18 protein-coding genes are annotated in these 18,969 nt (G+C 72.6%); 13 read left to right on the forward strand and 5 right to left on the reverse strand.

The window, feature by feature from the left end; translation table 11 throughout:
* The first annotated feature begins 111 nt into the window (after positions 1-111).
* Together H291_RS0102090 and H291_RS28270 are read left to right on the forward strand one after the other, a co-directional pair.
* Complete coding sequence (locus H291_RS0102090) at positions 112-867, forward strand: SOS response-associated peptidase (RefSeq protein ID WP_020013321.1); 756 nt, start codon at positions 112-114, stop codon at positions 865-867.
* 100 nt (positions 868-967) lie between these two features.
* Positions 968-2,047 (forward strand): PDDEXK nuclease domain-containing protein, encoded by a 1,080-nt coding sequence (locus H291_RS28270; RefSeq protein ID WP_232215959.1) that lies wholly within the window; start codon positions 968-970, stop codon positions 2,045-2,047.
* Positions 2,048-2,093: 46 nt separating this feature from the next.
* Here H291_RS28270 and H291_RS0102100 read toward each other — a convergent pair whose 3' ends face one another.
* On the reverse strand, positions 2,094-2,765 hold the full coding sequence (locus H291_RS0102100) for an HAD family hydrolase (RefSeq protein ID WP_033325415.1): 672 nt from the start codon (positions 2,763-2,765) through the stop codon (positions 2,094-2,096).
* A gap of 142 nt (positions 2,766-2,907) precedes the next feature.
* On the opposite strand from H291_RS0102100, the gene H291_RS0102105 reads away from it, so the two are divergent.
* Together H291_RS0102105 and H291_RS0102110 are read left to right on the forward strand one after the other, a co-directional pair.
* Positions 2,908-4,620 (forward strand): lysyl oxidase family protein, encoded by a 1,713-nt coding sequence (locus H291_RS0102105; RefSeq protein WP_198012380.1) that lies wholly within the window; start codon positions 2,908-2,910, stop codon positions 4,618-4,620.
* Between the two features lie 31 nt (positions 4,621-4,651).
* Complete coding sequence (locus tag H291_RS0102110) at positions 4,652-5,449, forward strand: crotonase/enoyl-CoA hydratase family protein (protein ID WP_020013325.1); 798 nt, start codon at positions 4,652-4,654, stop codon at positions 5,447-5,449.
* A gap of 55 nt (positions 5,450-5,504) precedes the next feature.
* Here the strand turns inward: H291_RS0102110 and H291_RS0102115 are convergent, their stop codons facing one another.
* The 3 genes from H291_RS0102115 to H291_RS0102125 all read right to left on the reverse strand — a co-directional run bounded on the left by H291_RS0102115 (position 5,505) and on the right by H291_RS0102125 (position 7,962).
* Positions 5,505-6,572, reverse strand: coding sequence for an adenylate/guanylate cyclase domain-containing protein (locus H291_RS0102115; RefSeq protein ID WP_020013326.1), 1,068 nt, complete (start codon positions 6,570-6,572; stop codon positions 5,505-5,507).
* A gap of 75 nt (positions 6,573-6,647) precedes the next feature.
* Positions 6,648-6,944 (reverse strand): hypothetical protein, encoded by a 297-nt coding sequence (locus H291_RS0102120; RefSeq protein ID WP_020013327.1) that lies wholly within the window; start codon positions 6,942-6,944, stop codon positions 6,648-6,650.
* 163 nt (positions 6,945-7,107) lie between these two features.
* Positions 7,108-7,962, reverse strand: coding sequence for a biotin--[acetyl-CoA-carboxylase] ligase (locus H291_RS0102125; protein WP_020013328.1), 855 nt, complete (start codon positions 7,960-7,962; stop codon positions 7,108-7,110).
* 120 nt (positions 7,963-8,082) lie between these two features.
* Between H291_RS0102125 and H291_RS0102130 the strand changes: the two genes are divergently transcribed.
* From H291_RS0102130 to H291_RS0102150, 5 genes are all read left to right on the forward strand, one after another.
* Positions 8,083-9,681, forward strand: coding sequence for an acyl-CoA carboxylase subunit beta (locus tag H291_RS0102130; protein ID WP_020013329.1), 1,599 nt, complete (start codon positions 8,083-8,085; stop codon positions 9,679-9,681).
* Positions 9,682-9,718: 37 nt separating this feature from the next.
* A complete protein-coding gene (locus tag H291_RS0102135; RefSeq protein ID WP_020013330.1) occupies positions 9,719-10,243 on the forward strand; it encodes a hypothetical protein in 525 nt (174 codons plus the stop codon).
* Positions 10,240-10,479 (forward strand): acyl-CoA carboxylase epsilon subunit, encoded by a 240-nt coding sequence (locus tag H291_RS0102140; RefSeq protein ID WP_020013331.1) that lies wholly within the window; start codon positions 10,240-10,242, stop codon positions 10,477-10,479. Before H291_RS0102135 ends, H291_RS0102140 begins: the two co-directional genes overlap by 4 nt.
* A gap of 53 nt (positions 10,480-10,532) precedes the next feature.
* Complete coding sequence (locus H291_RS0102145) at positions 10,533-12,230, forward strand: DUF885 domain-containing protein (RefSeq protein ID WP_020013332.1); 1,698 nt, start codon at positions 10,533-10,535, stop codon at positions 12,228-12,230.
* A 145-nt stretch (positions 12,231-12,375) separates the two neighbouring features.
* A complete protein-coding gene (locus tag H291_RS0102150) occupies positions 12,376-13,044 on the forward strand; it encodes a Maf family protein (protein ID WP_033325457.1) in 669 nt (222 codons plus the stop codon).
* Positions 13,045-13,360: 316 nt separating this feature from the next.
* On the opposite strand, the gene H291_RS32155 is transcribed toward H291_RS0102150, so the two are convergent.
* The gene (locus tag H291_RS32155; protein WP_157236658.1) at positions 13,361-14,359 is read right to left on the reverse strand and encodes a hypothetical protein; all 999 of its coding nucleotides are present in this window, start codon (positions 14,357-14,359) and stop codon (positions 13,361-13,363) included.
* Between the two features lie 1,041 nt (positions 14,360-15,400).
* Here H291_RS32155 and H291_RS0102160 point away from each other — a divergent pair.
* The 4 genes from H291_RS0102160 (at position 15,401) to H291_RS0102175 (ending at position 18,880) form a co-directional block, all read left to right on the forward strand.
* Positions 15,401-17,203, forward strand: a complete 1,803-nt coding sequence (locus H291_RS0102160; protein ID WP_442956520.1) for an ATP-binding protein — start codon at positions 15,401-15,403, stop codon at positions 17,201-17,203.
* A 112-nt stretch (positions 17,204-17,315) separates the two neighbouring features.
* Entirely contained in the window at positions 17,316-17,786 is a 471-nt protein-coding gene (locus H291_RS0102165) for a hypothetical protein (protein WP_020013336.1), read from the forward strand.
* Between the two features lie 119 nt (positions 17,787-17,905).
* Entirely contained in the window at positions 17,906-18,406 is a 501-nt protein-coding gene (locus tag H291_RS0102170; protein WP_232215960.1) for an NUDIX domain-containing protein, read from the forward strand.
* A gap of 9 nt (positions 18,407-18,415) precedes the next feature.
* The gene (locus H291_RS0102175) at positions 18,416-18,880 is read left to right on the forward strand and encodes a hypothetical protein (RefSeq protein WP_157236659.1); all 465 of its coding nucleotides are present in this window, start codon (positions 18,416-18,418) and stop codon (positions 18,878-18,880) included.
* Positions 18,881-18,969: the final 89 nt, after the last annotated feature.

Here is an 18,969-nt window from a genome sequence, read left to right on the forward strand (position 1 = left end):
GATGAGAAGAGTGATCTCGCTCTCCGGTCAGGTGTTCGTCCGGAGTTCACCACGGCCGTGCCGCGCTCCCGGCATCCCGCGAGTGTCAGTGGCTCGGGGCATGCTGGTCCCATGTGCGGACGCTTTGCCTCCTTCACCCAGACCCAGGACCTCGCCGACGAGCTCGCCATCGCCGAGATCGCCGAGGACGCGCGGCTCCTGCCGCCGTCCTGGAACGTGGCGCCGACGGACCCGGTGCGCATCGTCGTCGAGCGGGCGGCCAAGGGCTCCACGGACGTGAGCCGGTCGATGCAGCTCGCCCGCTGGGGCCTCGTGCCGTCCTGGTCCAAGGACCCGAGCGGGGGCGCGCGCATGATCAACGCACGCTCGGAGTCGCTGGCCGACAAGCCCGCGTTCGCCAAGCCCTTCAAGGCCCGGCGCTGCCTCGTGCTGGCCGACGGCTACTACGAGTGGCGCAAGCTGTCGCTGCCCGCGACGGGTGCGAAGAAGGTGCCGAAGCAGCCGTACTGGATCCACCCGGCCGAGCAGGGCGTGGCGGCGTTCGCCGGCCTGTACGAGTTCTGGCGCAACCCGGCCGCGAGCGAGACCGACCCCGACCGCTGGCTGGTGTCGACCACCGTGGTGACCCGCCCGGCGTCCGAGAGCATGGCCGCGATCCACGACCGCATGCCGCTCGTGCTGCCGCCCAGCGCCTGGAACCAGTGGCTCGACCCCTCGGTGAGCGACGCGTCCGACCTGCTGCAGATCGACAACCTGCGGCTGGCCACGCTGCCGGTGGGCGATGCCGTCGGCTCGGTGCAGAACGACGGGCCGTCGCTGATCGAGGCGGACCCGGACCCCCGGGACCCGGAGCCGGTCCGGGTCTGAGGGGGCTCCATCGCACGACAAATCAGTCGGTTGAGCCACTTTCGTTGCGTATACGCAACGCGACTGGCGGATGTCATGATTCCTCTACACGCTGGTGCCCGTGACCATCGAAACCAGCAGCTCCCCCACGCCCAACGGCTACAGGGAGTTCATCGCGGACCTGAAACGACGGGTACGCACCACCCAGTACCGCGCGATGCGCGCGGCCAACACAGAAGTGCTGCGGCTGTACTGGTCGGTGGGGCGCGACATCCTCGACCGCCAGCGGAACGAAGGCTGGGGCGCGAAGATCGTGGACCAGATCTCGGCGGACATGCGGCGCGAATTCCCAGGTCAGCACGGTTGGTCGCGACGCAGCCTGCTGTACATGCGGAAGGTCGCCGAGGCCTGGCCCACCGAGTCTGAATTTGTGCACCAGCCTGGTGCACAACTGCCGTGGCGCCACGTCACCGTCCTCCTCGACAAGCTCGACACCCGCGACGATCGCGAGTGGTACGCCGCCAAGGCCGTCCAGAACGGCTGGTCCCGCGCGAGCCTCGAGTTCGAGATCAAGACCGACCTCAGGAAGCGGCTCGGCTCCGCGCCGTCGAACTTCGCGACGACGCTCGACGCCGTCGATTCCGACCTCGCCCAGCAGGCCGTCAAGGACTCCTACGTCTTCGAGCACCTCGACCCGGACGAGCACGTCGCCGAACGTGATCGCGAGCGCGTGCTGATGGACCGCATCCAGGACACCTTGCTGGAACTGGGTCGCGACATGGCCTTCGTCGGCCGCCAGTACCGGATCGAGGTGGGCGGGGACGAGTTCTTCGTCGACCTGCTGTTCTTCCACGTGACGCAGCTGCGTTACGTCGTCGTCGAGCTCAAGGTGGGCAAGTTCCAGCCCGCCCACATCGGCCAGATCGGCACCTACGTCGCGATGGTCGACGGCGAGGTCCGGGACCCGGGCCTGCACGCCAAGACGGTCGGGATCCTGCTGTGCACCGAGCGCAACGACGCGACGCTCGACTACGCGCTCGCCGGCACGGCGTCACCCGTGGCGGTCGCGCTCTACGAGGGCCTGACACCAGCGGAGCGCGCCGCGCTCCCGAGCCCCGGTGAGCTCGAAGCGGTCATCGAGGAGGAGATCCACGCACAGGGACCGGCCATGGCACCAGCCCCGGACCAGATACCTGTCTGAGCTATGCGTCAGCGCGGCCCTGCGCAGTGGTTCAGGTACCCCGCGATCAGCCCGACAGCGGCACCTCGGTCAGGGTCCGGATCCGGTCCGCGACCTCCGGGTAGCGGTCGTACCGGTCCAGCAGCACCGCACCGAGCCCGGCGTCGAGCGGCGCCTGGAAATCCTTCTCGACGTCGTTGCCCACCATGAGCACGTCGTCGGGCGCGACGCCGAGGATCTCGCAGGCGGAGCCGTACGCGCGGGGGTCGGGCTTGCCGGCGGGCAGGTCGTCCGAGGCGACGACGACGTCGACGTGCGCGGCGAGCCCGGTGCGGTCGAGCTTGAGCCGCTGGTGCGCGGAGTCGCCGTTGGTGAGCAGGGCGACGACGAGGCCGGCGTCGCGCACCCGCCGCAGCGCCGGGACGGCGTCGTCGAACGCCACCCAGCCCTGCTCGTACCGGGAGAGGTAGCCGGTGAACAGCTCGTCGGCCTCGTCGTCGGTGGTGTCGGCCCCCAGGAACTCGCGCACGCGGACACGGCGCTGCTCCGCAAAGGTGATCTCGCGCCGCTGGTACCGGGCGTAGGCATCCTCGGAGATGCCGCCCCACGCGGTGACCAGCTCCTCCGGGTCGTCGAGGTCCAGACCCAGCTCGGGGAGCCAGTCCAGGAGCGCCGCGCGAGAGGCGCCCTCCTGGTCCACGAGTGTGTCGTCGAGATCGAAGAGAACGACTTTCAGCACGCTCGCATCGTGTCACACACCGGTCCGTGCCCCGCCCTTGGCGCAACTCAGGGGGTGAATCGCGCCGCGGACCCAACGAACCCCGCGGGTGATCCGTCTCTAGCGGTGACAGGTTCCTGTCCTCACTCCAGCTGGGGGATCCATGACCGTTCTTAGCCTGACCCGTCCTACGTCGCGCCTGCTCACCATGGGTGTGGCGACCGTGCTGGCCCTCGGCCTCCTCGGCGAGGGCGGCGCCACGAACGCTGCGAGCGCGGCCACGACCGAGTCCGCCACGACGACGGCGCCGGCTGCGCCGACCGCGGCGGCGAAGCCCGGCCTGCGCTTCGCCCCGGCGTCGAGCACCGTCCAGGCCTACACCTACGACGGCTTCGCGTACCTCGACTCGGGGGTCTGGCTGGCCGCGTACGGCGAGACCCACGAGTTCTGGGCCAAGCGGAAGAAGGCCTCCGCCCCGGTCTCGCTCACCCGGACGGTGATCCGGGACGGCAGGCGCACGACCACGAAGGCGCCGGCGGCGATCGTCGACGGGCTCAACGGCTTCAAGAACGGGCTCACGGTCCAGGTGGCCACGACCAAGGGCAAGGTCCTGGCCAAGGACACGCGCAGCCTGTGCGTGGGCGGGTCGGACCGGCAGCGCGTCGAGCCGACCGGCCGCACCGAGCCGGTCTACCCCGCGTTCTGCGGAGGCAGCTGGTTCACGAGGTCGAGCGTCTCCGGGATCGAGCAGGGCTGGGCCGCGAAGCTCGACACGTACTTCGAGCTCGAGACCACGCAGAAGAACCTCGTGATGACGGTCTCCATCAGCGACCCGGTCGCGGACTTCCTGGGCCTGCCGGCCAAGGGCCGCACGGTGAAGCAGCAGGTCGAGGTGGTCGACGAGTGCGAGATCTTCGACTGCGGCGAGGTCGCCGAGGAGCTCATGGGCACGCCCGCCGAGGGGTTCAGCTCGGTGCAGGACGGCGACGGGGCGTCCGCCCGGGCCGAGAGCCTGCGGGCGCAGAGCGGCCACACGGGTCACGGCAGCGGCAGCGGCAGCACGGGCGCGGGGCACCGCACCAATCTGTTCACCCTCGGGGACGCCGCGCACGCGGGTGGCGACCACCCGGCGCTGGGCCAGCGCGGCTCCACGCCGTCGAACCGCAAGCCGGCCAAGGACACGCTCCCCGACCTGGTCTCCGCGCCCGCGTGGCAGATCGGCACCGAGGTGGACGAGGCCGGCACCGACCGGCTCACCTTCAACGCCAACGAGTGGAACGCCGGGCCCGCCCCGCTGGTCGTCGAGGGCTACCGCCGCGGCGCCGGCGAGCTGATGGACGCGTACCAGTTCTTCTACAAGGACGGCAAGGAGGTCGGCAGCACCAGGACCGGCACCATGGAGTACCACCAGGCGCCGGAGCACAACCACTGGCACTTCCTCGACTTCGCGAGCTACGAGCTCGTCACGACCAAGGGCAAGCCGGTGACGCCGTCGGGCAAGCAGTCGTGGTGCCTGGCGCCGACCGACCCGGTCGACCTGGCCGTGCCGGGCGCCGTGTGGCGGCCCGAGGCCACCGGCCTCGACAGCACCTGCGGCGACCGCTCGGCCATCTGGCTCCGCGAGGTGCTGCCCGCCGGCTGGGGCGACACCTACAACCAGACCCAGACGCAGGCGTTCGACCTGACGAAGGTCAAGAACGGCACGTACCAGATCAAGATCACCGTGAACCCGAACGGTGCGCTGCACGAGCGGACGAGGTCCAACAACGTCAGCTACCGGACCGTGGTGCTCGGCGGCAAGGCCGGCAAGCGCACGGTCACGGTGCCGCCGTACGAGGGCGTGGACACCGAGGTCGAGGTCGCACCCGAGCGGTGACGGACCGGGGCGCCTGCGTAGGCTGCGCCCCATGAACGCGAGCAGCACGACGGGCGTCCCGTCCGGGAGCGGCATCACCTGCACCCTCTCGGACGGGATCGCCGACGTCCGCCTCGACCGGCCGGACAAGCTCAACGCCCTCTCGCTCGGCATGCTCGCCGAGCTGCGGGCCACCGCACGCCGCCTGGGCCGCGAGCCCGGGCTGCGTGCGGTCGTGCTGTCGGGCAACGGCCGCTCGTTCTGCGCGGGGCTCGACCTGGGCTCGGCGGCCCGCAACCCCGCCGCGGTGGCCCGGGCGTTCGTGCCGACGCCGCGGGGCACCAACCTGTTCCAGGAGGCCTGCTGGGCCTGGCGACGCCTGCCGGTCCCGGTGATCGCGGCCGTGCACGGGCACGTCATCGGCGCCGGCGTGCAGATCGCCCTCGCGGCCGACCTGCGCCTGACCGCCCCCGACGCCCGCTGGTCCGTCAAGGAGGTCGAGCGCGGCCTGGTCCCCGACATGTCCGGGATCCGCGCGCTCGTGCAGCTCGTGGGTATCGAGACGGCCAAGCGCCTCACCTTCACCGCCGAGGAGTTCACCGGGGCCGACGCCGGACGGCTCGGCCTGGCGGGGACCGTCACCGACACCCCGGTGGACGAGGCGTTCGCGCTGGCGGGCCGCATCGCCGAGCGGCGGCCCGAGGCCGTGGCGGCGGCGAAGCGGCTGTTCGACCGGCGCTGGTCCTCGGGCGACCGCCGCACGTTCGCGGCCGAGCGCCGCGAGCAGCTCCGGCTGCTGCCCGGCGCGATGCGGGCGCTCCAGAGGATGCGGGGCGGTTCGGCCGGTTGAGGCAGCGCCGCGGGTTGCCCGGGCGCCGTCGGACGCGGGCCGGACCGGCCCGCCGTCAGCCCTGGTAGGCGCGCTGCAGGCGCACCGGCGCGAGCGGCCCGATGCCCGGCACCTCGCGCTCCGGCTGCGCGGTGAGCGCGTAGCTCGAGCTCGTGGCGAGCAGCGCGGCGGTCTCCTTGTCGACCAGCACGGTCGACGGGTCGGACTGCTCCGTGAGGCGCGAGGCCAGGTTCACCGTGGGCCCGAAGATGTCGCCGAACCGCGACAGCACCCGCCCCCAGACCAGCCCGACACGCACCGGGATCTCGGGGTCCCCCGGCGCCGCCGTCCCGAGCTGCGCGCCGGAGGTCTCGGCCAGGCCCAGGGCCACCTCGGCGCCGGTCGCGACGTCGTCGGTCACGAACAGCACGGCGTCGCCGATGGTCTTGACCACGCGGCCGCCCGCGTTGACGATGACGTCGCGCGCGCCGGCCTCGAACCGCTGCACGAACTCCGCCAGCTCCTCCGAGCCGAGCCCCGCCGTCCGCTTGGTGAACGAGACGATGTCGGCGAACCCGACCGCCCGCAGCAGGGGCAGCTGGTGGCCGTCGTTGCTCTCGTCGCCCCGCGCGCCGGCGAACTCGATGGCGGTGCGCCCCGTGAGCGCCGCGAGCTGGCGCCGCCAGGCGTGCTCGAGCTGGCGGCTGAGCATCTCGGACATCTCCGGGAGCTTGTCCAGCGCGAGCAGCCGCGCCGACGTCTCGTCGAGCTGGTAGCGCCGCGCCAGGTGCTCGACGAGCGCCTCGACCTGCCACAGCGCGAGCCGCTCGGTGGTGTGGCCCACCGACCGGATGAAGGTCATCTGGGCGCGCTCGTCCATCTGCTCCGCCTCGAACAGCCCGGCCGCGTCCTTGAGCGCCTCGACGTCGGCGTCGGTGAACCAGGTCTCGGTCGGGTGGGTGACGGGCAGGCCGATCCAGCGCCAGTACCGGGTCACGAACTGCTTGTCGAGCCCGGTGAGCTCCACGACCTGCGACAGGGTGTAGCGGCGCGCGCCGCCCAGCAGGGTCTCGTCCAGGCGGGCCGCGGTGTCGGCGCCCGGGGTCTCGTGGTTCGTGGGGGACGTCTCGGAGTTGTGGAGCACGTCACCACTGTAGGCGGGCGCACCTCATGCAACCGCATGCACCGGCCCCAGTGCCCGCGCCGAGACCCCCGCAGGTCAGGCCACGAGCGTCAGCACGAGCGGGATCCCCATGAGCACCAGGAGCATCCCGACCACCGTCACGACGTTCCACAGGGTCAGCCGCACGCCGCGGACGCCGTCGTCCCGGTGGAGCAGCACCCAGACGACCAGCAGCCAGGCGACCCCGGCCGCGACGAGCCCCGCCGTCGGCGTCCCGTCCGTCTGGACGATGCCCCGGTCCAGCCGGACCGTGCTGATGAGGTACACCGTGACGACCGCCGCGGCGCACACGATTCCCTTGGCCACACCGACCGTGGCTCGCCCTGCCTCCATGGCGTCTCCTGCCGTCGGCCACCCGTGCTGCGCGTCGTTGCGTTGTGGCGGAGATTACCGCAGGTCAGGGGGTGCGCGGCAGGGGCTGCCGACGAGTTCACCCCTGCTGGGGCGCGACTTCACCCGCCGCGATCCGAGGCGCCCGCGCGCAGCCCGGCAGGCCTTACCGCAGGTGCCAGACGTCGCCGGCGGTCACCGTGCGCTCCTCGCCGGCGTCCGTCCGGATGCGCAGCGCCCCGGACTCGTCGAGGCCCACGGCCTCGCCCTCCAGCACGCCGGCGTCCCCGGCGAGCTCGGCCCGCACCCGGGTGCCCAGCGTCGCGGACACGGCCGCGTACTCGGCCAGCAGACCGGCGGCCACGACGTCGCCGCCCGCGTCCTCCCAGCGCCGGACGACGGCGTGCACCTCGCCGAGCATCCGGACCAGCACGTCGGTGCGGTCGGGGCGCGGGTAGCCCGCGAGCGCCAGCGACGTGGCTGTCGGTACGGGGAGCTCCTCGGCCGACTGGGACACGTTGAGCCCGATCCCGAGCACGACGGCGGGGGCGGGGGCGGGCGCGGCACCGGCCGGGCCGGCGGCGGGCGCCTCCGGGACCACCTCGGCGAGGATGCCGGCGACCTTGCGGTACGGCCCCAGCCCGGCGGCCGCGTCGTCGGCGGGCAGCAGGACGTCGTTGGGCCACTTCACGGCGGCGGTGACCCCGCCGTCGGACACGGCGCGGACCACCGCGAGGCCGGCCAGGAGCGGGAGCCAGCCGAGGGTCTCCGCGGGGACGCGGGGCCGCAGGAGGACGGAGACGGTGAGGCCGGCGCGCGGCGGCGTCTGCCAGGACCGGCCGGCGCGGCCACGCCCGGCGGTCTGCTCCTCCGCGACCAGGGCCGACGGCGCGGGCCAGGCGGCCGGGTCGGCGCGGACGGCGGCGACCAGCTCGGCGTTGGTGGAGGGCGACGTCTCGACCACCTCGACCCGGGCGAACCCGGGGACGGTCAGGCGGTCGAGGTACAGGGAGGGACGCACCTCTTCATCCTCTCCCCTGGGCCGTGTGGCCGCCCTTGGAGGAAACCCACAAGGCGGCGGCGCGACCCGCTGGGGTCTCCCGCATCGAGCAAGAGGCATCCGACAACTACGCTCGGACTTGTGAACGACTCCACCACCACCCTCGCCGGTACGCGCGCCAAGCTGGACGACCTCGACGCCCGCCGGGCAGCCGCCATCGACACGCCAGAGGAGACGGCCAAGGAGAAGCAGCACAAGCGCGGCAAGAAGACCGCCCGCGAGCGCATCGAGGCGCTCCTGGACGAGGGCAGCTTCACCGAGCTGGACGCGCTGGCCAAGCACCGCAGCCGCAACTTCGGCCTGGACAAGAAGCGCATCGCCGGCGACGGCGTCGTGACCGGGTACGGCACGATCGACGGCCGCCAGGTCTGCGTCTACTCGCAGGACTTCACGGTGTTCGGCGGCAGCCTCGGCGAGGTGCACGGCCAGAAGATCACCAAGGTGCAGGACCTCGCGCTGCGCACCGGCGTGCCGTTGATCGGCATCAGCGACGGCGGCGGCGCGCGCATCCAGGAGGGTGTCGCGGCCCTGACCCAGTTCGCGGAGATGTTCCGCCGCAACGTGGCGGCGTCCGGCGTGATCCCGCAGATCTCCCTGATCCTCGGCCCGAGCGCGGGCGGCGCGGTGTACTCCCCCGCCCTGACCGACTTCATCGTCATGGCCGACCAGACGTCGAACATGTTCATCACCGGCCCGGACGTGATCCGCACGGTCACCGGCGAGGACGTGGACTTCGAGACCCTGGGCGGCGCCCGCACGCACAACTCGAAGTCGGGTGTGGCGCACTACATGGGCAGCGACGAGGACGACGCGCTCGACTACGTGCGCCACCTGGTGAGCTACCTGCCGCAGAACAACCTCTCGGACGCGCCGTCGTTCCCGCCGGACGACGAGACGGTGCTGGAGGTCACGCCGGAGGACGAGGCGCTCGACGCGCTGATCCCGGACAGCGACAACCAGCCGTACGACATGCGCGAGGCCGTCGAGGCGGTGCTGGACCCGGAGTCGTTCCTCGAGGTCCAGCCGATGTTCGCGACCAACGTGCTGATCGGGTTCGGGCACGTGGAGGGGCAGTCGGTCGGCATCATCGCCAACCAGCCGCAGTCCATGGCCGGAACGCTCGACATCGACGCCGCCGAGAAGGCCGCGCGGTTCGTGCGCACCTGCGACGCGTTCAACATCCCCGTGCTGACGTTCGTGGACGTGCCGGGCTTCCTGCCCGGCGTCGGCCAGGAGCACCAGGGCATCATCCGCCGCGGCGCCAAGCTGATCTACGCGTACGCCGAGGCCACGGTGCCGCTGGTCACCATCATCACGCGCAAGGCGTACGGCGGCGCGTACATCGTGATGGGCTCCAAGCAGCTCGGTGCCGACGTCAACCTGGCGTGGCCGACGGCGCAGATCGCGGTCATGGGCGCGAGCGGCGCGGTGAACATCCTGCAGCGCGGCGCGCTGAAGACGGTCCAGGAGGCGGGCGGCGACGTCGAGGCCGAGCGGGCCCGGCTGACCGCCGAGTACGAGGACGCCATCGTCAACCCGTGGGACGCCGCCGAGCGCGGCTACGTGGACGCGGTGATCCGCCCGTCCGAGACCCGGGTGCAGGTCGTGCGCGCCCTGCGCGCGCTGCGCACCAAGCGATCTACGCTTCCTCCGAAGAAGCACGGCAACATCCCGCTGTGAGCGGGCATCGAGCCGGCCGAGACCTGGAGGAGACTGCATGAGCCACGAAGACGCCACCCACGGCCCGGCGCCGATGGGCCGCGTCGACACGGAGCCGATGCACCGCGCCGTCGACGCCCTGGCGGCCGCGCTGCACGACTACGTGGGGACCGCCGTGGGGGTGCGCGCCGAGTTCGGCGCCGCCGAGGCCGACGAGGACCCGCGCGTGCTGGCCCTCGAGTCGAAGGTGGGGCACCTGAACGCCGCGCTGTTCGACACGCTGCACGGCGCGCTGGGCATGCACCCGGACCTCACCTCGTCCGTGTGGGAGCCGGAGCACGAGGGCGAGGAGGACGAGATCCTCGAGTCCGAGACGCCCGAGGAGGGCGAGTCGTTCTACCTCGGCTTCGTGGTCGGCGCGCGGGGCGGCGACGCCTCCCTGGACGGCGTGATCGACCTGCTCGACGCCGCCGGCGAGTCCGTCGCCACGCAGCTCACCGAGGGCGGTTACGACATCGCCGAGTGGGCGGCCTCGCGCGGCGAAGCCCCGGGCTTCGGCTTCTACGAGGAGGACGACGAGTGAGCTCCGAGGTGCGGGTCGTCCGCGGCGAGCCCGACGACGTCGAGGTGGCGGCGCTGGTCGCCGGCCTCGCCGCCGTGGCGGCCGCGGGCACGGAACCCGAGGACGCGGCGCCGCTCGACGAGTGGACCAACCGTTCCCGCGCGCTGCGCGGGAACGGGGCGGCCACGGCGAAGAACTTCGGCGGGCGCTCGGGGCGGCACAACGCGGACTCGTGGCGGTGGAGCCTGCGGTCCTGACCGCCGGGTATTGCGACTGCGAGTGAGGGAACGCGCCCCGTACGCTCCACCTCATGACCTCTCCCACGCGGCCCCCCACCCCGATCGACGCCGTCGCCGACGCCTACGTCACCCGCCTCACCGAGCTCTCCCCGCTGTCCGCGACGGCCTGGGGCCTGCCCGGCCACGACCACGAGACCGACGACCTCTCCCCGGCCGGCCACGACGCCGTCGCCCAGGCCGGGCGCGAGGTGCTGGCGAAGCTCGACGGCCTGGAGCCCACCGACGACGTCGACCGCGTCACGCTGTCCGCGATGCGCGAGCGGGTCGGGCTCGACCTGGAACTGCACGACGCCGGCGAGAACCTGCGCAGCCTGAACAACATCGAGTCCCCGGTGCAGAGCCTGCGCGACATCTTCGACATCATGGCCACCGACTCGGTGGAGGCCTGGGAGAACATCGCCTCGCGACTGAACGGCCTGCCGGGCGCCGTCGACGGGTACATCGAGTCGCTGACGGCGGCGGCCGCCCAGGGGAACGTGGCGGCGATCCGCCAGGTGCGCGAGTGCGTCGACCAGGCGCGCGAGCTGGCCGGGGCCGACTCCTTCTTCACGTCGTTCACGCGCGGCGAGGCGGTCGACGCCGTGCTGGACGAGTCCGCGGCGTGCAGCCTGGTCCGCAAGGAGCTGGAGCACGGCGCCACGGCCGCCCGCGAGGCCTACGGGAAGCTCGCGGAGTTCCTGGAGCGCGACCTGGCGCCGCAGGCACCCGAGGCCGACGCCGTGGGCCGCGAGCGGTACACCCTGTTCTCGCGCTACTTCCTGGGCGCGAAGGTGGACCTCGACGAGACCTACGAGTGGGGCCTCGAGGAGCTCGCCTCGATCGTCGCCGAGCAGGAGCAGGTCGCCGCGCAGATCGCCGGGCCCGGCGCCACCGTCGAGCAGGCGGTGGCGGCGCTCGACGCCGACCCCTCGCGCAAGCTCATCGGCACCGCGGCCCTCAAGTCCTGGATGCAGGAGACGTCGGACGCCGCGATCACCGCGCTGAACGGCACGCACTTCGACGTCCCCGAGCCCGTGCTCGACCTGGAGTGCATGATCGCGCCGACCCAGTCGGGCGGCATTTACTACACCCCGCCGAGCGACGACTGGTCGCGGCCCGGCCGCATGTGGTGGTCCGTGCCGACGGGCGTCACCGAGTTCAACACCTGGCGCGAGAAGACGACCGTCTACCACGAGGGCGTCCCCGGCCATCACCTGCAGTGCGGCCAGGCGGTGTTCGCGCGCGACACGCTGAACAGCTGGCGCCGGCTCGCCTGCTGGGTCTCCGGCCACGGCGAGGGCTGGGCTCTGTACGCGGAGCGCCTCATGGCCGACCTGGGCTACATGGACGACCCGGGCGACCGCCTCGGCATGCTCGACGCGCAGCGCCTGCGCGCGGCCCGCGTGGTGTTCGACATCGGCGTGCACCTCGGCAAGCCCGCCCCCGAGCAGTGGGGCGGCGGCACCTGGACCGCCGAGAAGGGCTGGCCGTTCCTGCTGGCCAACGTGAACATGCCCGAGCAGTTCGTCCGCTTCGAGTTCAACCGGTACCTCGGCTGGCCGGGGCAGGCGCCGTCGTACAAGGTGGGGCAGCGGCTCTGGGAGCAGACGCGGGACGCCGCGAAGGCGGCCGTGCCGGCGGGCCAGGAGTTCGACGCCAAGGCCTTCCATGCCCGCGCGCTCAACCTCGGTTCGGTGGGCCTGGACACCCTGCGCGAGGCGCTCGCCTGACCTCACGTGTCAGACGTACAGGCCCCTCGGGTGACCTGTACGTCTGACACGTGGGCCGGCGCGGGACGATAAGTGACGTGGGTCACTCCACACCGATCCCGGAAATCCTGTTTGCTCCGGCCGCATTCTCGTTACTGTGTCGCGCGTGCCACGCCTGGTCCTCGCCTCCCAGTCCCCCGCCCGACTCGCGACGCTGCAGTCCGCCGGAGTCACCCCCGACGTCGTCGTGTCCGGGGTGGACGAGGACAAGGTCCTCGCCGACGCCGCCGACCGGTTCGGCGACCTCGATCCCGCCGACGCCGTGCTCGTCCTGGCCCAGGCCAAGGCCGAGGAGGTGGCGGCCCGCCTCGAGGCGTCGTGGGACGAGTCGGACGACGAGCCGCCCACCGACCTGATCGTCGTCGGCTGCGACTCCATGCTGGAGTTCGACGGCGCCGTCGTGGGCAAGCCGGCCGACGCCGCCACCGCGCGCGAGCGCTGGCGCGCCATGCGCGGCGGCAAGGGTGTGCTGCACTCGGGCCACTGGGTGATCGACCTGCGCGACGACGCCGACGGCGGCACCGGCGGCACGCTCGGCTCGACCAGCTCGACCACGGTCTGGTTCGCGGACATCGACGACGACGAGATCGACGCCTACATCGCGACCGACGAGCCGCTGCACGTGGCCGGCGCGTTCACGATCGACGGCCTCGGCGGCCCGTACGTCGAGCGCATCGAGGGCGACCACCACGGCGTGGTCGGCATCAGCCTGCCGCTGCTCCGCGAGCTCCTGGGCGAGCTGGACGTCCCGTGGCGGTCGCTGCGGAACGCGTGACCTCCGGCGCTCGGCCGAACGTAGGATTCGTCGGCGTCTGAGCTCTCAGGGTGCGACGAACCCTACGTTCGCAAGCCCAAGTGTGGGGCGCCAGGCCAGCGCGCGGCCGCCAGCTCATCGTCTGGGGCGATCGGCCGAACGTAGGGTTTATCGGCTCTTGGGCGCTCAGAGTGCGACGAACTCTACGTTCGCCAGCCCCGACGTCGGGCGCCAGGCCAGCGAGTGGAGACGGGCCGCCATCTCCGCGCCCACCGTGCGGCCGCCAGCTGATCGACTGGCGATTGGCCGAACGTAGGGTTCGTCGGCTCTTGAGCACTCAGAGTGCGACGAACCCTACGTTCGACAGCCCTGGTGTGGGGCGCCAGGCCAGCGAGTGGAGACGGGCCGCCATCTCCGTGCCGACCGTGGGCGTCTCGTCGCTCAGGGCTCGGGTCGCCGGGAACCTGATGACGATCACCCTGCCGCCGGCGACGAGCCGGTTCTGCCGCCCCGCGTCGTCGGCGAGCATCGCCTCCCCGGAGTGGAACGCGCGGCCGTCGATCTCCGCGACGACGTACCGGCCGTCGGGCAGGCACCAGACGAAGTCGACCCGCGCCAGGAACACGCCGTCCAGCGTGAACATGACCTGCTGACCGTCCGGGGGAACTCCGGAGTCGACGAAGGACAGGCGCGCGAACGACTCGGCGGCCGAACCGTCGCACGCCCCGGCCAGGTCGAGCAGGCTCTGTGCTCGCGCGGCTCCCCTGCGGCCACGCAACATTCCGCGGACGTCGTCGAGGCCGCTCCGGTCGATGTACCCCTCCCGCAGGGCGCCGCTGAGCACCGCCACGACCTCGCCGCGCGACAGGTACGGGAGCGCCTGCGCCAGCGCCGGGACGACCGACGCGATCCGCCGCCCCCGGTACTCCTCGTCGGCGAAGCCCCGGTAGCGCCGCAGCGTCACGCCGTCGACCGCCGAGTACATCCCGCCCGATCGCGCGGCCTCGGGCAACACCTCCTCGACGAGACCGTCGACGCCGAGCAACGCGAGCGCGCAAGCGCCGGTCGCGATCCCGTTCCCCACGGCCAGCATCGCGGTCCACGCGGTACGACGCCGGAGGTGGCCGTGGCGGCCGTCCCGCCGACGCTGCTCCGACGGCGTCGGGTCGGTGTCGTAGACGCAGCGCACGACCCGGCGCCAGCGGCCGTGCGCGACGAGCAGGCCCACGGCGTCCTTGTCGAGCCCCGCCGCGACGCACTGCGCCTTGTTCACCAGCCCCTCCTGCGCGGCAGCGACCGACAGGAGCGGCTGAGGGAGGGTCCTCCGAGGTCTCATGCCGTCGATCCCACCCCGACCCGGCCGCGTGACGATGCTCCGAGCAGCACCGCTGTGGACGGACGGCCCGGGAGGCCCCCTGTGGTCGCGCTCGCTACCAGCAACCGCCGTCCGCCGTGCCGGTCGGCCACGCCGACAACTTTCCGCGCCTCACGCCCGGCGCACCCTCGCACCTGACTTCCGGGCACCCGCGCTCGGCGGCCGGTGCCCGGCTCCCGGCTCCCGGCTCCCGGCGCCCGGCGCCCGGCAGTCGGCACTCGCAGTCGGCAGTCGGCAGTCGGCAGTCGGCAGTCGGCAGTCGGCAGTCGGCAGTCGAACGTAGGCTGCGTCGGCGCATGAGCGGCCATGAGCCGACGAAACCTACGTTCGCCACCGCCGCGGCCACGACCGGTCGCCCCCGCAGGAAACCCTCCGCGCCACGCGCACCGTGCACCGTGCACCGTGCACCGTGCACCGTGCACCGTGGTCGAACGTAGGCTTCGTCGGCTCGTGAGCGCCTATGAGCCGACGGAACCTACGTTCGCCGCCGACGGCGCCACGGCCGGCGGCCCCCCGCAGAAACCCTCCTCGCTACGCGCGCCGGGTGTCGCGCACCGCGCACGGCACACCGCGCACCGTGCACCGTGCACCGTGCACCGTGCACCGTGGTCGAACGTAGGCTTCGTCGGCGCATGAGCGCTTATGAGCCGACGGAGCCTACGTTCGCCACCGTCGGCCTGGCTCACTGCCGGCGCCGTCGCCAGGCGCCGGCTACGCAGCGCGCGGCGGGTGACCGTCAGCCCGCGCCCGCCAGCCCCCGCCCGCTAGCCCGCCGCCGCCAGCCCGCCGCCCCAGCCCCAGCCCCAGCCCCAGCCCCAGCCCCAACCCCAACCCCCGTTTACCCGATACCGACAACCCCGGGCGGCTCAGTGGACTGCACAGTGCCGACGCCATGTCTGATTCCCACAAACGGCCCGCTCCGGGGTTGGTCTGCGCTCCAGACTTTCCGCCGCCTGCCCGGAGCCGGTACATAGGTCCCGGATACCCGGGTTACGGTGAGCCGTGCCTAGTTCCAGCCTGCCCCGAACCATCTCGAAGGTGCTCATCGCCAACCGTGGTGAGATCGCCGTCCGCGTCGCACGCGGATGCGCCGATGCGGGGCTGGCGTCCGTCGCCGTCTACGCCGACCAGGACCGCGAGGCCATGCACGTGCGGATCGCCGACGAGGCGTTCGCCCTCGGCGGCGCCCGCGCCGCCGACACGTACCTCGACCCGGCCAAGCTGCTCGACGTCGCCCGCCGCTCCGGCGCCGACGCCGTGCACCCGGGCTACGGGTTCCTGTCGGAGAACGCCGAGTTCGCCCAGGCCGTCATCGACGCGGGGCTCGTCTGGATCGGCCCGCCGCCGTCGGCCATCGACGCGCTCGGCGACAAGGTGAGCGCCCGGCACATCGCGCAGCGCGCCGGCGCGCCCCTGGTGCCCGGCACGCCCGACCCGGTCAAGGACAGCAGCGAGGTGCGGGCCTTCGCCGAGGAGCACGGCCTGCCCATCGCCATCAAGGCGGCGTTCGGCGGCGGCGGCCGCGGCCTCAAGGTCGCGCGCACGTTCGACGAGATCGACGAGCTGTTCGACTCGGCGGTCCGCGAGGCGACGGCCGCGTTCGGCCGCGGCGAGTGCTTCGTGGAGCGCTACCTGGACAAGCCGCGCCACGTGGAGACGCAGTGCCTCGCGGACACCCACGGCAACGTCGTCGTGGTGTCGACCCGCGACTGCTCCCTGCAGCGCCGCCACCAGAAGCTGGTCGAGGAGGCGCCCGCGCCGTTCCTCACGCCGGAGCAGGAGAAGTCGCTGTACATGGCCTCGGAGGCCATCCTGCGTGAGGCCGGGTACGTCGGCGCCGGGACCTGCGAGTTCCTCGTGGGCCTCGACGGCACCATTTCCTTCCTCGAGGTGAACACCCGCCTCCAGGTCGAGCACCCGGTGACCGAGGAAGTCACGGGGATCGACCTGGTCCGTGAGCAGCTGCGCATCGCCGCCGGCGAGCCGCTCGGCTACGACTCCCCCGCGATCCGCGGGCACTCCCTCGAGTTCCGCATCAACGGTGAGGACCCGGCCGCGGGCTTCCTGCCGGCGCCGGGCCGCCTGAACACGATCACCTGGCCGTCGGGCCCGGGCGTGCGCGTCGACACGGGTGTCGTCGCGGGCGACACCGTCTCCGGCGCGTTCGACTCCATGATCGCCAAGCTCATCGTCACGGGCGCCACGCGCACCCAGGCGGTCGAGCGGGCCCGCCGCGCCCTGCGCGAGCTCGTGGTCGAGGGCATCCCCACGGTCGTCCCGTTCCACAAGGCGGTGCTCGACGCCGAGGCGTTCGTCCCGACGGACGGCTCGCCGTTCCGCGTGCACACGCGCTGGATCGAGACCGAGTTCGCCGACGAGCTGAAGGCGCTGGCTCCAGCCGCCCCGGCCCCCGAGGAGGACGTCGAGGAGGTCACGGCCGAGCGCGTCGTCGTCGAGGTCGGCGGACGCCGCCTCGAGGTCGTGCTGCCCGCGGGCCTCGGCGTCGCGGCAGGCCGCGCACGCACCGCCAACGCGGCGCGCCGCCCGGCCCGCCGTGCGGGTGGCGGCAAGGCGTCGAGCGGCTCGACCGGCAACACGCTCGCCTCGCCGATGCAGGGCACCATCGTCAAGGTCGCGGTCGAGGACGGCGCGCAGGTGGCCGAGGGCGACCTCGTCGTCGTGCTGGAGGCCATGAAGATGGAGCAGCCGATCCTGGCCCACCGCTCGGGCACCGTCCGCTCGCTCACGGCGGCGCCGGGTGCGGGTGTCTCGGCCGGCGCCGCGCTGTGCGAGATCGTCGACTGAACCACGCTATCGGGTGATTTCCGACATCAACACGGGTGAAAAGGGCCCGATCGCACCTGATAGGAACCAGGTGCGCTCATCGGGCATCTTCTGATCCGCTAGGTTCTGCGACGTGACCAGCGTCGTAGTACTCAGCCCCGAAGAGGCCATCGCCCTCGTTCGCCCCCGCAAGACCCTTCCGTCGTTCGTCAGCGAGCTGACCTGCGACGACGGCGTCATCGCCGTGACGGCGGACCTGCGCCGCCTCACCTACGCCCCGCTGCCCGTGAAGATCGCGGCCAAGGCCGTCCCGGTCATGCACGCGTCGGCGCGGATCACGTCGGTGTGGCAGAACATCGCGGTGCTCCAGGTCGAGGCGGACGCCGCCGGCCTGCCCGCCACCAAGCTGCTCCCGCTCGCCGCGGGCACCATCGCCAAGATGGCGCGCAAGAGCGGCCTGCCCGAGAACGCCGTGCAGCTCCGCAAGGACGGCACCGTCTCGCTCGACCTCCGTGCGCTGATGCGCGGGCAGTTCACCGAGGTGACGGGCTTCCGCTTCGAGGGCGGCAAGGTCGTCGTCGAGGGCGTCCCCGCGCAGGACTGAGCTGGACCGAGCAGGAACCACGTCCCGCCGCCCGTCAGGGTGGCGGGACGTCCGTCCGTGGTGGCGGGACGTCCGCGCCGGACGCTGACAGCCCGCGTCCGACCTGAGAGACTGACGCCGTGCCGAACCCGACTGTGCCCCCCAGCGACCTCCACCGGCACGACGGCGACGGCTGGGTGACCTGCGGGGACCACCGGCACTGGGGCCTGTTCGGCGCCGCTGGGCTGCTCCTCGTCCGGCGGGACGACGACGGGGCGCCGTCGGCGATGGTGCTCCAGCACCGCGCGCTCTGGTCGCACATGGGTGGTACCTGGGGCATCCCCGGCGGGGCGCTGGCCCCGGACGAGAAGCCCGAGGACGGCGCGCTGCGCGAGGCCGCCGAGGAGGCCGCGATCGACCCGGCCGCGGTGCACGTGGTGGGTACGCACGTGCTGGAGCACCCGGCCTGGACGTACACGACGGTCGTGGCCGACGTCGCGGCCGGGCACCAGGTGGAGCCGCGCGCCGCCGACCCCGAGAGCCTCGAGGTGCGCTGGGTCGGCCTGGACGAGATCGGCACCCTGACGCTGCTGCCCGCGTTCGGCCACGCGCTGCCGCGCCTGCTCAGCTTGCTGGGTTAGGGTCGAATCGTGCATATCCGGATCGCTCCCGAAGAGGTGCTCAGCCTGGCGCGGATCGCCAAGCAGGCGCCGCCAGTCATCAGCTCCGTCGTCGGCGACGGGGACGTGATCCGTGTGGTCGCGGACCTGCGCCGGGTCGAGACCCTGCCCGGGCCGCTCAAGCTGGCAGTCAAGATCGCCCCGATCGTGCGGGCCGACGTGAAGCTGGCCTCGTTCGAACGCGGCGTCGCGACGCTCGCCGTCGAGGTGAACGCCGCCGGCCTCCCGGCGCACCGGCTGCTGAGCCTGGCCGCCGCGCCCATCGAGCACGAGGTCGCCAAGCAGGGCCTGCCGCCGGGCGTCGTGGACGTGCAGCCGGACGCGCGGATCGCCGTCGACGTCGAGCGCCTGCTGGAGGCCAAGTTCCCGGGGGTCACGGTCACGGGCGCCAAGGTCGAGGGCGGCCAGCTCGTGCTGGACGCTTCCGTCGCCTGAGCCGGAGGCGCAGCGGAGGGTAGGGGCCGAGGTACGAGGCATCCTGCCCGGAGCGGAGCCGCAGGCTCAGGCGACCAACAAGCAGAGCC

This window comes from Promicromonospora sukumoe 327MFSha3.1 (genome assembly GCF_000385135.1).
GTDB lineage: Bacteria > Actinomycetota > Actinomycetes > Actinomycetales > Cellulomonadaceae > Promicromonospora > Promicromonospora sukumoe_B.

Excerpts from the sequence above, each read along its gene's own strand:
- H291_RS0102090 (WP_020013321.1), top strand. The coding sequence starts at position 112 with ATGTGCGGACGCTTTGCCTCCTTCACCCAGACCCAGGACCTCGCCGAC.
- H291_RS0102105 (WP_198012380.1), top strand. The coding sequence starts at position 2,908 with ATGACCGTTCTTAGCCTGACCCGTCCTACGTCGCGCCTGCTCACCATG.
- H291_RS0102110 (WP_020013325.1), top strand. The coding sequence starts at position 4,652 with ATGAACGCGAGCAGCACGACGGGCGTCCCGTCCGGGAGCGGCATCACC.
- H291_RS0102120 (WP_020013327.1), bottom strand. The coding sequence starts at position 6,944 with ATGGAGGCAGGGCGAGCCACGGTCGGTGTGGCCAAGGGAATCGTGTGC.
- H291_RS0102135 (WP_020013330.1), top strand. The coding sequence starts at position 9,719 with ATGAGCCACGAAGACGCCACCCACGGCCCGGCGCCGATGGGCCGCGTC.
- H291_RS0102145 (WP_020013332.1), top strand. The coding sequence starts at position 10,533 with ATGACCTCTCCCACGCGGCCCCCCACCCCGATCGACGCCGTCGCCGAC.
- H291_RS32155 (WP_157236658.1), bottom strand. The coding sequence starts at position 14,359 with ATGAGACCTCGGAGGACCCTCCCTCAGCCGCTCCTGTCGGTCGCTGCC.